The organism is Paenibacillus sp. 453mf, assembly GCF_900116105.1.
GTDB lineage: Bacteria > Bacillota > Bacilli > Paenibacillales > Paenibacillaceae > Paenibacillus > Paenibacillus provencensis.
This window is the reverse complement of record NZ_FPAC01000001.1, coordinates 2,373,839-2,386,374: the sequence shown is the minus strand read 5'-3', so window position 1 is coordinate 2,386,374 and position 12,536 is coordinate 2,373,839. Positions and strand designations below refer to the sequence as shown.

The following is a 12,536-nucleotide window of genomic DNA, read 5'->3' as shown; positions in this document are numbered from 1 at the left end:
TATATTCTAGTACTTTATTATTCGGCTATCTCTATGGGGTAAGTATATTTTCTTTAGGTTTCTTATGCTTACTTACTCATATATTCGTTAATGAACCTCTACAATCTCGTAGAGGTTTTTTTGCATACACGCATACTTCTTGAACTTCATCTTGCGCCCATCTTAAGCTCAAGGGAGTGTTATAAGGATGTTGAATATAGAAGCACAAGAGGTACTAAGGCAAGCCAGGGAATATAATTTGATTCCTGTCGTTAAGCGAATTCTCGCTGACATGGAGACACCAATCCGATTGTTCAGCCGATTCGCAGAGCAGGAATACGCATTTTTACTAGAGAGTGTGGAAGGCGGGAGCAACTGGGCGAGATATTCATTTATCGGGACGGACCCTTTCATTACGATATCCGGTAAGAATGGAGTCATTACTGTAGAACATGATGGACGAAGACAACAAATGGAAGGTAAACCGATAGAAGAGCTAAAGGCGCTGCTTAGACAGTATCGCAGTCCTATGGTGGACGGATTGCCGCCGTTTACAGGCGGAGCCATCGGATTTTTCGGATATGATCTGCTGCAGTATTACGAGAAGCTGCCGAAGCATGCGGTGGATGATCTCCAAATGGATGATATTCAGTTTATGTTCTGTGATCAGGTCATCGTATTTGACCATGTGAAGCAGCAGCTGCTTTTAATTGGAAACGTACATGTTGCACCAGGTGATCGGGATGAGGATATCCTGCGCAATTATCAACAAGTGGATGAGAGGCTGGAGAAGCTCGCAAGGGTCTTGGCAGATGAGGGACCGAAGGAGAATGCTAATCGCCATGCTATGCCAAGTGGAGTTGAACTCGGTGATGTGAAGTCGAATCTGACAAAAGATCAGTTTATTTCCAATGTTGAACAGGCGAAAGAGTATATCCGTGCAGGTGATATTTTTCAAGTGGTGCTGTCCCAGCGATTCCATATTGAGACCGAGGTATCTCCTCTTCAGGTATACCGGGTGCTCCGAACGCTGAATCCCTCGCCGTATATGTATTATTTAAAGCTGGGAGAAGAAGTGATCGTTGGCACCTCGCCAGAGGCGCTTGTCAAGGTCGACGGCGGAAGGGTACAGACAAGGCCAATCGCGGGCACGAGACCGAGAGGAGCAACAAATGCGGAGGATGAACGTTTAGCCGAAGAACTGCTTCAGGACGAGAAGGAACGTGCAGAGCACCTGATGCTCGTTGATCTGGGCCGTAATGATATCGGGAAGGTCAGTCAGTTTGGTACCGTAAAATGTGACTCATTTATGGAGATCGAGAAATACTCTCACGTCATGCACATGGTGACAAATGTATCCGGAACGATAAGAGAGGACAAAGATTTCTTTGATGCTTTTCTATCCTGTCTTCCTGCTGGCACCGTATCTGGTGCGCCGAAGCTGAGAGCCATGCAGATCATTGCTGAGCTGGAACGTGAAGCGCGCGGTGCCTATGCTGGAGCAATCGGATACTTAGGTTTCAGCGGGAATATGGACTCCTGCATCACGATTCGAACGATTATTTTCAAGGAAGGCAAGGCCTATGTTCAGGCAGGGGCAGGAATCGTATGGGATTCGGTTCCCGAAATGGAATATGAAGAGACGGTAAACAAAGCGAAGGCACTTCTAACGGCAATCCGTTATGCTGAGCAAATGTTTCCTAAAGCGGCTGTAATACAGAGCTACACGAATCAAGATTATATTTATACACCTAATTGATAAGGAGGAGATCACGATGAGCACCATCATAAAAGGAAATGCGGTTCAGCAAGGACTCATGAATATCATGGAAGGCAAAGATCTGACGCAGATTGAAGCTAGGAATGTCATGGGTCACATTATGAGCGGAGAAGCGACTGCTGCACAAATTGGCGGACTGCTAACGGCTTTGCGGCTAAAAGGAGAAACGGTTGACGAAATCACCGGATTTGCTGAAGCGATGCGTGAATCCTGTGCCAGAGTACACACAGAACAGAACAATCTGCTGGATACCTGTGGCACAGGAGGATCAGGGATCAGCAAATTCAATATTTCGACGGCTTCCGCAATCATCGCCTCCTCTTTATCGGTAAGGGTTGCAAAGCACGGGAATCGTTCTGCAAGCGGAAGAGCAGGAAGTGCTGATGTACTCGAAGCATTAGGTGTAAACATCCATTTGAATCAAGAACAGGCGAGAGATTGCCTGGATGCCATCAACATTTGTTTTTTATTCGCTCAGGTATATCATCCTTCCATGAAGTATGCGGCTGCACCGCGTAAAGAGCTGGGTGTAAGGACGATCTTCAATCTACTTGGACCGCTTACCAATCCAGCTGGAGCAGACCGCCAAGTGCTTGGTGTATATGACGTATCCCGAACTGAAGCCATTGCAGAATCGCTTGGCAGACTTGGGCTGAAGAGAGCACTCGTTGTTGCAAGCTATGATGGACTGGATGAGATCAGTATTTCAGACCGAACCAAGATATCGGAATTAAAGGACGGAGCTGTCCAAACCTACGAAATTCACCCCGATGATTTGGGGCTCAAGGTGCATCCATTGCAGGAGGTACTCGGAGGAACGGCTGCCGAGAATGCTGACATTATTAAACGTGTGCTCTCAGGGGAGCAGGGAGGATATCGGGATATCGTGCTTGCGAACGCAGGGGCTTCCATCTATGTAGCAGGACTTGCGGGAAGTATCGCAGAAGGGGTTCACTTGGCCAAAAATGCCATTGATTCTGGTAAAGCATCCGATAAATTGACGCAGCTTATTCAGAAGACGGGAGAGTATGGATATGTATCTTGATCGAATTGTGGCAACGAAGAAGGAAGAGGTTGCGGCTTTATCCAGCCTATTTAATAGGACTGAGGCAGAAAAAACAATTGCAGCACTGCCGGCGACGAGAGGCTTTGAAAAAGCATTGTCCAAGGAACATGTAAGAGGAATGGGTCTGATTGCTGAAGTAAAAAAAGCCTCTCCATCAAAAGGACTAATTCGGAGTGATTTCGATCCTGTTGATATAGCGAAGGCTTATGAAAATGCAGGTGCGGATTGTATGTCGGTGCTGACAGATGTCAACTATTTTCAGGGGAAACCCGAGTATTTAACGGAAATCAGCCGGCAAGTGCGCGTTCCACTTCTGCGCAAAGATTTTATAATTGATGAGATACAAATCGCGGAAGCACGCATCATTGGAGCGGATGCCGTTCTGCTGATTGCAAGTATACTCAGTTCTGCACAACTGTCCAGATATATTAGCTACGCCAAGGATTTGGGTCTAGATGCACTCGTCGAAGTCCACGATAAGGAAGAGTTATTAAGCGTTCTGGATATCGGCAGTGCATCTCTGATCGGGATTAACAACCGAAATCTTCGCACATTTGAAACTCGCCTGGAGACGACGGCTGAGCTCGCAGGACTTGTGCCTGAGTATGTAACCTTAATTAGCGAGAGCGGCATTCGTACACCGCAAGATGTGGATTATGTGAAGCAGGCAGGTGCGAAAGGAATCCTTGTAGGCGAGCAGTTTATGCGTCAGGATAATGTGAGCCAGGCTGTTCTTGAGCTTATGGGTGCAGGGAAATAGGTGAGAAAATGACGATACAAAGAGGTAAACCGCTTTTAAAAATATGTGGACTTCAGGACGTTGAAGTGCTAAAATCAATGAAGCACTTAACTATCGATTTTATTGGTTTTGTATTCGCTAAGTCGAGGCGCCAAGTATCTGCGGATCATGCTGCACAGCTCTGTAAGGTACTGAGTGAATGGGAAGCTGCACCTTCCCCCAAATCAGCAGGAGTGTTCGTTAATCCTGAATGGGAAGAGCTTACAGCCATACTTGATCAAGCTCCACTCGATGTGATTCAGCTGCACGGACAGGAATCCCCGGAATTTTGTCATAAAGTCAGAGCAGAGCTTGGTGTACAGGTGTTTAAGGCTTTCTCGATTCATGACAACCAGACTCCAAACATTAGCGTCCATGATCAGCTGAACCCGTATAAAGGTAAGGTAGATGCCATTCTGCTCGATACCTATGATGGAGTATACGGCGGCGGATCTGGAAAGACCTTTGCTTGGGATAAGAGCCTGCCTTACCAGCAGTGGGCTGAAGATACGGGAATTCCGCTGTTTGTAGCCGGCGGCCTTGATGCAGATAACGTAACAGAGCTTGTTCGCCGTTATGCTCCGGATGGAGTGGACGTTTCAAGCGGTGTTGAGACAGATGGACATAAAGATATCATTAAAATGACAGCTTTTGTGGAGAGGGTGAAGAAGGCATGACGCAATTACCGGATGAATATGGTCGTTTTGGTCCTTTTGGAGGGCGGTATGTGCCGGAAACGCTAATGAATGCACTAATCGAATTGGAGAAGGAATACAAGCGTTTTTCAGAGGATCCTGAGTTTAATGAGGAATTGAACTATTTGCTGAAGCAGTATTCGGGCAGGGAAACCCCTCTTTATTATGCAGAACATTTAACCCAGCAGCTGGGCGGGGCCAAAATATATTTAAAGCGCGAGGATTTGAACCATACGGGCGCCCATAAAATTAACAATGCGCTTGGACAAGGACTTCTTGCTAAACGAATGGGTAAGAAAAAAGTCATCGCTGAAACGGGCGCAGGACAGCATGGGGTGGCAACGGCGACCGTTGCGGCACTCTTAGGCTTGGAATGCAAGGTGTTTATGGGCGAAGAGGATACGAAGCGTCAGCAGCTTAATGTATTTCGCATGAATATGCTGGGAGCCGAGGTCGTTCCGGTCACATCGGGAACTCGGACGCTGAAGGATGCGGGGAATGAGGCGCTCAGGTACTGGGTCAGCAATGTGGAGGATACCTTCTACATTCTCGGTTCAGCTGTGGGACCCCATCCTTATCCGCTGATGGTTCGTAATTTTCAGCGTGTCATTGGAGACGAAACAAGAAGACAGATTGTCCAAGCCGAAGGAAGATTGCCTGATAAGATCGTGGCAGCTGTCGGTGGAGGCTCTAATGCAATCGGTATGTTTTATCCTTTTATAAATGATGACTCCGTTGAGCTCATTGGCTGTGAAGCTGCAGGCAAAGGTGTGGAAACGGAATTTCACGCAGCCACGATGAGCAAAGGAACACATGGCGTATTTCAAGGCTCGATGAGCTTCCTGCTTCAGGATGAATACGGACAAGTTCAGGAAGCGCACTCGATCTCAGCCGGATTGGATTATCCAGGGGTAGGACCTGAGCATTCTTATCTCAAAGAGATTAAGCGTGCTCAGTATGTGCCGATTACAGACAAGGAAGCGCTGGATGCACTTCAATTGCTCAGCCGGACGGAAGGGATCATTCCTGCATTGGAATCAGCCCACGCGGTGGCCGAGGTAGCTAAAATTGCTCCAAGCATGGAGAAGGAACAGATCGTTGTCATCTGTCTATCCGGCCGTGGTGACAAGGATGTCGAATCCATCATGAAATACACGGGAGGTCATCTCTCATGAGCATACAATTAAATTTAATGGATCTTGCCTTTGAAAGACTCAAATCTGAAAACCAAACGGCACTGATTCCTTTTCTCACGATTGGTGATCCCGACATCGAGACGAGTATCGAAATTATTCTTGAGCTGGAAGCAGCGGGAGCTGATGTCATCGAGCTTGGTGTTCCATACTCGGATCCTCTTGCAGACGGACCTGTTATACAGCGGGCTTCCGAGCGTGCCTTGAAGCAGCATATTACCATTCGCACATGCATGGAGGCGGCAAGAAGAGCCAGAGAAGCAGGATCCAAGCTACCGTTTGTGTTGTTCACTTACTATAATCCTGTTCTTCAAACCGGATTTGAAACTTTTTTTGAATTGTTGAAAGAGCATGATATCAGTGGCATCATTATTCCCGATTTGCCAATTGAGGAATCGGAAGAAATTAGGGCCTACTCAGACAAGGCGAATATACATCTCATACCTTTGGTGGCGCCAACCTCTAAGACTAGAATAGAGAACATCGTCAAAAAAGCGAGAGGATTTATATATTGTGTTTCATCTCTCGGTGTCACTGGTGAAAGATCCTCGTTCCATCAAGAAGTCGAGGCGTTTATTGACACGGTAAAATCGTACACTCGTCTCCCCGTTGCTGTTGGGTTCGGTATTTCGAGCCGTGAGCAGGTGGAGAGGTTCTCGAAGCTATGTGACGGCGTTGTTGTAGGGAGTGCAATCGTTAGACAGATTGAGACGAGTATTCCATTATTGACAGACCCTACGACCAAGCAAGAGGGGCTTTTGCAAATCCGGAATTTTGTGGCACAATTAAAGCTGTAGCGAATGCTGCAGCTATTCTTATTAAGCATACAGAGGAGGGGCTTTAACATTGAAACCTAAATCACAGATCGTTAATATACCCGTCTATAAACCAGGGAAGCCTATTGAAGAAGTCAAACGTGAACTAGGGTTAAGCGAAGTTATCAAGCTTGCCTCCAATGAGAACCCTTATGGCACTTCACCCACAGCAAGAGTAGCGATTCAGGCTGAGCTGATGAATTTAAGTATTTATCCCGATGGAAGTGCCGGAGATTTGACAGCTGATCTTGCTGAACATCTTAACGTGAGCAGGGAACAGATTATTTTTGGAGCAGGCTCGGATGAAGTCATTGCGCTTATTACAAGAGCATTTCTTGTGAGTGGTGATGAGACAATCATGGCTGATCAAACCTTCTCCGTTTATAAGAGCAATGCTGATATTGAAGGCGCCGTTAGCATTGAGGTTCCCCTAGTCGACGGTAAGCATGATCTTGAAGGAATGCTGGAGAAAGTAACCTCAAATACGAAGATCATCTGGGTATGTAACCCGAATAATCCTACAGGAACAATTGTAACGGAAGCCGAGCTCGTATCCTTCCTGGACCGAGTGCCGCAGGATATTATGGTCGTGCTTGATGAAGCATATTATGAGTACGTAACGGATACAGCGTATCCGCAAACGATTCCTCTTCTAGCTAAATACGCTAATCTTGTGGTGCTTCGTACATTTTCTAAAATATATGGACTTGCTGCGCTTCGCATTGGCTATGGTGTCGCACAGCCGGAGATTATCTCGCTCATCAATAAGGTAAGAGAGCCGTTTAATACGAACCGACTGGGACAGTATGCGGCCCGTGCAGCTCTGAGTGATCAGGCTTTTGTTACCGAATGCCGTGATTTGAACCGTGAAGGAGTAACGTATTTGCAGGGCGAATTTGAGCGTCTGGGACTGCACTATTTTGCTACACATGGCAACTTTATCATGGTTGAAGCAGGCAGACCTGCCGGAGAGATGTTTGATGCCTTGCTTAGACAAGGGATTATTGTTCGTCCTGGCTTTCAAATATATCCGACATATATCCGAGTATCTGTGGGTACTAAAGAGCAGAATGAGGCTTTCATCAGGGCACTGGAAAATGTGCTGAAGGCTGAAACTACTGGAGTGTAACGCTGCCCATGAATGAATCAGAGAATCATACACAAAAAATAGCCATTTTCGGGGTGGGACTCATTGGTGGGTCCCTTGCCTTGTGTTTCAGAGGAAAACCCGGAATTACCGTCGTAGGATATGCACACGAACCCGAACTCAAAGAACGCTACATTCAGAGCGGAGTATTGGATGAAGTAACGTTGTCGATTGAAGAAGCGGCAATGGATGCTGATTATATATTTTTAAGCGTACCTGTAGGAATGCTGAATTATTATCTTGAACTTCTTAGCAAGCTTCCACTCAAGAAAGGCTGCATCATTACGGATGTCGGAAGCACCAAAGCTTCGGTCACCTCGGCCGCCAACTCACTTGATTTTCAGGATGCATACTTTATCGGCGGACATCCCATGGCAGGATCAGAAAGATCTGGTGTTGAAGCGGCTTCTGCCTTGCTGTTTGAGAATGCATACTACGTATTAACCCCCTTAGAAGGGATTCCTGAGCATGTATATAATTCGCTGAAGGCGTTACTTGCTCATACGAAGGCACAGGTTATTCGTGTTGATCCGAAGCATCATGATGATATCGTTGGGGCCATCAGTCATTTGCCGCATATTATCGCGGTAGCTCTGGTCAATCAGGTAAGCGAGTATAACGAGACAGAACCGTTGTATCAGCTGCTTGCTGCCGGAGGCTTCCGGGATATTACCCGGATTGCATCAAGTGATCCTCTCGTATGGAGAGATATATTGTTGAGTAACCGGGAAGTGCTTCTTCGATTATTCAAGGATTGGAACATGCAAATTCAGCGGTTTACCGATATTCTTGAGCATCAAAATGGTGAAGCGATTGAAGAGTCATTCCGGACCGCAGGCGCGTTTCGCAATCAGCTTCCAGAGAGAAGAAAAGGCGTCATCATCTCTTTGTTTGATATTTATATTGATGTGCCGGATACGCCGGGGATTATTGGTAAAATTGCAACTGAGCTAGGCACGGCGGCTATCAATTTGAGCAATATGCAGATTATCGAAAGCCGGGAGGACGTTCCGGGGATTTTAAGACTGTCATTCAGGCAGGAAGAAGACATGGAGCGTGCAGCCCGGCTGCTTATCTCCAAGAATTACACCGTTAGAAGCTAGGAAGCGTGTAGCTGCTTTCTAGCTTTTTATATTATCTTTTCGTGCATTTTAAACCTAATAAAATCGCTTTAACTGAGCAAATGAACAGGAAAATAAATTAATGTATAATAATGGTTGACAAAATGAAAACGTATACATATAATAAAAGTACAGTATGGTTTCTCTCCACTCCTATCCAATAACTGAGTTGCTCTGAAAATGGGCAACGGGTCGTGAACTCGGTTCACGACCTCTTTTTTTAGAAGAAGAGCTTGTTGTCATTCGCTTCAGTGAACTCCCTATATAAACACGCCATTTTAACACATGACACCTCACATAAAATAGAAAATGTAAGTAGAGTCGCATGTAAGAGAAGCTGAATATTTGTATTACAGAAGAGTCGCTCATAACGAGCGGCTTTTTTTATCATCATGACATCCCTTCCTCATGAACTCAGGGTATTATGAAATTGATTTACTTGATAAAAATTAAATTCCAATTTACCTGCAACTATTTCCAATTGATTTCCGTCTCTTATTTAGTAACTGTTCAATAGAAGGGATAACAAGAAAAGGACTGACATAGGCTGAAAGTAGGGTAGTAAACGAAGTTTACAAAAATTTAACTATTTTATTGGGAAACTATGGTCGCTTGTATGGTATAATGTTCCTTGGTCATAAAGTCATGTTTAGGAAAGTGTTACTACATATGGGATGGAAATATACAGCAAGAATATGCTGGCTCTCCTTACGGACATTACATTTTTGTAATTTATTTATAATTCTTCAATTTAGATGAAGGTGTGAAAGTTCCTTTCAAGGTCATATGCATTACCGTTTCAAGCGGTCTATCTTCATAACTAATTGTTAGACGTAATTATAGAAATGCGTGATCCCAATTCATTTATAAGTTGTTCTTAGATGCCTTACATGGGAGCAGGCTAAGGATAGGCAAGGAGGAGCTTAGGCCTAATGGATGATTCAGAGCTGATCAAGGAGATAAAAGAGGGGAACATTGATTTATATTCAGAATTAATGAAACGCTATGAGCGCAAAATGTATGCTTTTGTATATCACATGTTGAGAAGTTCAGGGCTTGAACATTTAGCTGAAGATCTAGTATCTGAAACTTTTTACAAAGCTTACCGGAGCTTGCATTCTTTCCGTGAAATTGATGCATCCTTCTCTACATGGGTGTATACTATTGCTAGAAATACGGTTCTTAGCGAGCTTCGCAAACAACGAACTGCAAACATTCCTCTGGAAGAGAGCGGCTTTATGCCAATCGCTTCGGCAGACACTGCCCCTGAACAGGCGATGCTTACGAGTGAGCGTGTTGTTAAGGTGCGTGAAGCAATCAACAATTTGCCTGACAAGCAGCGTACTGCAATCATTTTAAGAGAGTATGACCAACTAGACTATCAAGAAATATCAAATATTTTAGGACAGACGGTAAGTTCTGTTAAATCCTTGTTGTTTCGTGCTCGAATGAGTGTCAAGAATCAATTGCAGTCTTATTTCTTTGAACCGATTTACGAGGAATACGAGGGGATGAAGAATCAATGAATTGCAGCGATGCCCGGGAGCATATGGCAATGATTTGGGATCTGCCTGCACATCACCCAATAAGGCTTGAATTTATGCAGCATATTAAGGGATGTAAAGCATGCGGGTCAGAGTATGAGGAATGGACTGAATTGTATGAGCTGATCCCTTTGACTGCTGATCAAATACCTGAGAAGAAGATTCAATCCATGCATACCAAAGTCATGGATCGGATCTATAAGGACAATCCGAATATTCAGAATAGTGTTGTGAGAAACTATCCATTAATGTCACAGACCGTTAATCATCGGTTGTCGATCTGGATTTCTGCATGTCTAGCTTTGTTTCTGTGCAGTGTTGTCTTTATGACTTCAAGTTTGGACTCTGGCTTGGGCGAAGTCGCCAACCAGCAATCTGGTATTGTTCCGACGGCTGTAGCAAGTACTTCTCCGTCGTTATCTATTTGGCAACATGAAGAGAGTAGAACCAGCGGTATAATGGATCCATTGGTGGTTGGAATGAAGGCATATCCTGAACATTGGATGATTCTGTCTCTAATTGCTTTGGGAGTGGCCTTATTCTCTCTTCGCCGCATTCATAATGGACGGGCGATAACTTCTAGAGAAGGGAGTAAGCAATGAGAATAGGTCTGATTCGTCATGGATTAACTGACTGGAATTTACTCGGCCGCATACAAGGTCAAAGTGACATTCCGCTGAACGAGGAAGGCAGGCAGCAAGCAAGATTGCTCGGCAGCAGGCTATTAGAAGAGCCTTACAAGTGGGATTACATTATTACGAGCGGATTGTCACGGGCGCAGGAGACTGGTGAGATCATTTCTGGCATTTTGAATACGCCTATGCTGCCTCCAGATGAGCGACTCAAAGAAACAGCTTTTGGGCAGGCTGAAGGCCTTACTGCTCTAGAGCGTGAAGAGAAATGGGGCATGGATTGGAACCTGCAGGATCTGGGACAAGAGAAAGAACCCGCAATGCAGGCAAGAATCTTGTCTTTCATGAATGACTTAGCAGAGAAATACCCTGATCATCAAATTCTCGTGATATCACATGGTGCATTGCTTGCGCAGTTGTACAGAGCTTTGTATGAAGATCAGTACTCCGAGCGGATTGGCAATTTGTCACTAACGATTCTGGAGAAGGCGGAGTCGGAATGGAATCCACTATTGTATAATTGTACTAAGCATTTACTTGCAGCAGATTCAGTTAACAAGAAATAGCTTAAACGGTAACCCGATCATATTTCGGGTTATTTTTTTTGCGGATTTGGAATAAATGTTGTAATAATTCCCATAATGGTAGTAAAACGGCGAGGCGATGGAACAATGAATTTAGCAGATCTTCTCACATATGCCGATATCGGTCAGCTGAACCGCATTGCGAACCATTATGAGTGCTCAAGCAAGACCAATTCAAAACATGAATTGATTCAGAGCATTCTAATTACGCTCGGCAGCACATCTTTTGTTGAAGAACAGGTGGAGAAGCTTCCGATTAGTCATCTTTGTTTATTGAATGCGTTGTTGTTCGACACAAGAGCCAGCTTCAGTATGGAAGAACTGACTGCGTTGGCCAGACAAGCTATTGATCCAAAAGGCGGACAACCCGTCTCTTTCTTTAGAGAGATCATTGTCTATTTTACCAAATCCGGATGGTTATTTAATGGCTCGACTCATCAGACCCGGTATTTATATCAAGTACCGAACGATTTAAAAGTTAAATTTCTTCGCATATTGCAGGAAAGATTTAAACAGATGATGGTAATCATAAATGAACCTTCTGCTTATCGAGATGAACATCACTTGCTGGCCCAGGATCTTAGACAGATGTTAAAGTTCATCTCTCAATATGAGATTCCTTTGAACCAGGAAGGATTTATGTACAAGCGTACTCAACAACAGCTGATGGAATTTCTGAACATTCAGGAATCTCTGCTCGGAAAGGGAGGGTGGCGCTTTGGATATGGCCGCACTTATAAAGAATACCCGGACCGATTGGCTCTCCTGTACGACTATGCGTTCCATCATCGTTATGTATCTGAACATAATGGACTGGTTGAACTGACTGCAGAGGGCAGCGCCTCGATGGAGAAAGCTCTAGAAGAAGAGATGATACAGCTATTCCGCTTTTGGTTAAGACAGTATAAAGGGGCTATACCAAATGTAGCATCCGTCGTTTATTGGATTGGCAGGTGTGCTGAGAGGTGGGTCACAGTATCCTCGCTAATGGAAAGTATAGGGGATTTGGTACATCCATTCTACTATGATTCCAAGGAAGTCGTTTTTAAGCAGCGTATTTTACAGATGCTAATGCATCTGGGGATGATACGATGCGGAGATTCCGAACAAGAAGGGCAGGCTATACAAATAACAGCCTGGGGGAGCAAAATATCCAGCTCCTATATCATCCTTCCCTAATTAACGGAAAAAGAATTTGATAA

Annotated in this window: 12 protein-coding genes; all 12 read left to right on the top strand. The window is 44.8% G+C overall.

Going from position 1 to position 12,536, the window contains the following annotated elements; translation table 11 throughout:
* Positions 1-187: 187 nt before the first annotated feature.
* The 12 genes from trpE to BM415_RS11135 all read left to right on the top strand — a co-directional run bounded on the left by trpE (position 188) and on the right by BM415_RS11135 (position 12,513).
* A complete protein-coding gene (gene trpE, locus BM415_RS11190; RefSeq protein WP_091158034.1) occupies positions 188-1,738 on the top strand; it encodes an anthranilate synthase component I in 1,551 nt (516 codons plus the stop codon).
* 16 nt (positions 1,739-1,754) lie between these two features.
* Positions 1,755-2,804 carry an anthranilate phosphoribosyltransferase gene (gene trpD, locus BM415_RS11185; RefSeq protein ID WP_091158033.1) on the top strand — a complete coding sequence of 350 codons (1,050 nt, stop codon included), beginning with the start codon at positions 1,755-1,757 and terminating at the stop codon, positions 2,802-2,804.
* Positions 2,794-3,585 carry an indole-3-glycerol phosphate synthase TrpC gene (gene trpC / locus BM415_RS11180; RefSeq protein WP_091158031.1) on the top strand — a complete coding sequence of 264 codons (792 nt, stop codon included), beginning with the start codon at positions 2,794-2,796 and terminating at the stop codon, positions 3,583-3,585. Before trpD ends, trpC begins: the two co-directional genes overlap by 11 nt.
* Positions 3,586-3,593: 8 nt before the next feature.
* Positions 3,594-4,280: a phosphoribosylanthranilate isomerase gene (locus tag BM415_RS11175; RefSeq protein ID WP_091158030.1), complete on the top strand. Its 687-nt coding sequence runs from the start codon at positions 3,594-3,596 to the stop codon at positions 4,278-4,280.
* Entirely contained in the window at positions 4,277-5,473 is a 1,197-nt protein-coding gene (gene trpB / locus BM415_RS11170; RefSeq protein WP_091158028.1) for a tryptophan synthase subunit beta, read from the top strand. The genes BM415_RS11175 and trpB overlap by 4 nt, the downstream gene beginning before the upstream one ends.
* Positions 5,470-6,288 (top strand): tryptophan synthase subunit alpha, encoded by an 819-nt coding sequence (gene trpA, locus BM415_RS11165; RefSeq protein ID WP_091158027.1) that lies wholly within the window; start codon positions 5,470-5,472, stop codon positions 6,286-6,288. The genes trpB and trpA overlap by 4 nt, the downstream gene beginning before the upstream one ends.
* A gap of 49 nt (positions 6,289-6,337) precedes the next feature.
* Complete coding sequence (gene hisC, locus BM415_RS11160; protein ID WP_091158025.1) at positions 6,338-7,435, top strand: histidinol-phosphate transaminase; 1,098 nt, start codon at positions 6,338-6,340, stop codon at positions 7,433-7,435.
* Between the two features lie 8 nt (positions 7,436-7,443).
* On the top strand, positions 7,444-8,556 hold the full coding sequence (locus tag BM415_RS11155; protein WP_091158024.1) for a prephenate dehydrogenase: 1,113 nt from the start codon (positions 7,444-7,446) through the stop codon (positions 8,554-8,556).
* A gap of 950 nt (positions 8,557-9,506) precedes the next feature.
* Entirely contained in the window at positions 9,507-10,100 is a 594-nt protein-coding gene (locus tag BM415_RS11150; protein ID WP_047911146.1) for an RNA polymerase sigma factor, read from the top strand.
* Positions 10,097-10,720 (top strand): anti-sigma factor family protein, encoded by a 624-nt coding sequence (locus BM415_RS11145; protein ID WP_091158023.1) that lies wholly within the window; start codon positions 10,097-10,099, stop codon positions 10,718-10,720. Before BM415_RS11150 ends, BM415_RS11145 begins: the two co-directional genes overlap by 4 nt.
* Positions 10,717-11,316: a histidine phosphatase family protein gene (locus BM415_RS11140; RefSeq protein ID WP_091158021.1), complete on the top strand. Its 600-nt coding sequence runs from the start codon at positions 10,717-10,719 to the stop codon at positions 11,314-11,316. Before BM415_RS11145 ends, BM415_RS11140 begins: the two co-directional genes overlap by 4 nt.
* A 105-nt stretch (positions 11,317-11,421) precedes the next feature.
* Positions 11,422-12,513, top strand: coding sequence for a hypothetical protein (locus BM415_RS11135; protein WP_091158020.1), 1,092 nt, complete (start codon positions 11,422-11,424; stop codon positions 12,511-12,513).
* The last annotated feature ends 23 nt before the right edge of the window (positions 12,514-12,536 follow it).

Excerpts from the sequence above, each read along its gene's own strand:
- trpE (WP_091158034.1), top strand. The coding sequence starts at position 188 with ATGTTGAATATAGAAGCACAAGAGGTACTAAGGCAAGCCAGGGAATAT.
- trpD (WP_091158033.1), top strand. The coding sequence starts at position 1,755 with ATGAGCACCATCATAAAAGGAAATGCGGTTCAGCAAGGACTCATGAAT.
- trpC (WP_091158031.1), top strand. The coding sequence starts at position 2,794 with ATGTATCTTGATCGAATTGTGGCAACGAAGAAGGAAGAGGTTGCGGCT.
- BM415_RS11175 (WP_091158030.1), top strand. The coding sequence starts at position 3,594 with ATGACGATACAAAGAGGTAAACCGCTTTTAAAAATATGTGGACTTCAG.
- trpB (WP_091158028.1), top strand. The coding sequence starts at position 4,277 with ATGACGCAATTACCGGATGAATATGGTCGTTTTGGTCCTTTTGGAGGG.
- trpA (WP_091158027.1), top strand. The coding sequence starts at position 5,470 with ATGAGCATACAATTAAATTTAATGGATCTTGCCTTTGAAAGACTCAAA.
- BM415_RS11155 (WP_091158024.1), top strand. The coding sequence starts at position 7,444 with ATGAATGAATCAGAGAATCATACACAAAAAATAGCCATTTTCGGGGTG.
- BM415_RS11150 (WP_047911146.1), top strand. The coding sequence starts at position 9,507 with ATGGATGATTCAGAGCTGATCAAGGAGATAAAAGAGGGGAACATTGAT.
- BM415_RS11145 (WP_091158023.1), top strand. The coding sequence starts at position 10,097 with ATGAATTGCAGCGATGCCCGGGAGCATATGGCAATGATTTGGGATCTG.
- BM415_RS11140 (WP_091158021.1), top strand. The coding sequence starts at position 10,717 with ATGAGAATAGGTCTGATTCGTCATGGATTAACTGACTGGAATTTACTC.
- BM415_RS11135 (WP_091158020.1), top strand. The coding sequence starts at position 11,422 with ATGAATTTAGCAGATCTTCTCACATATGCCGATATCGGTCAGCTGAAC.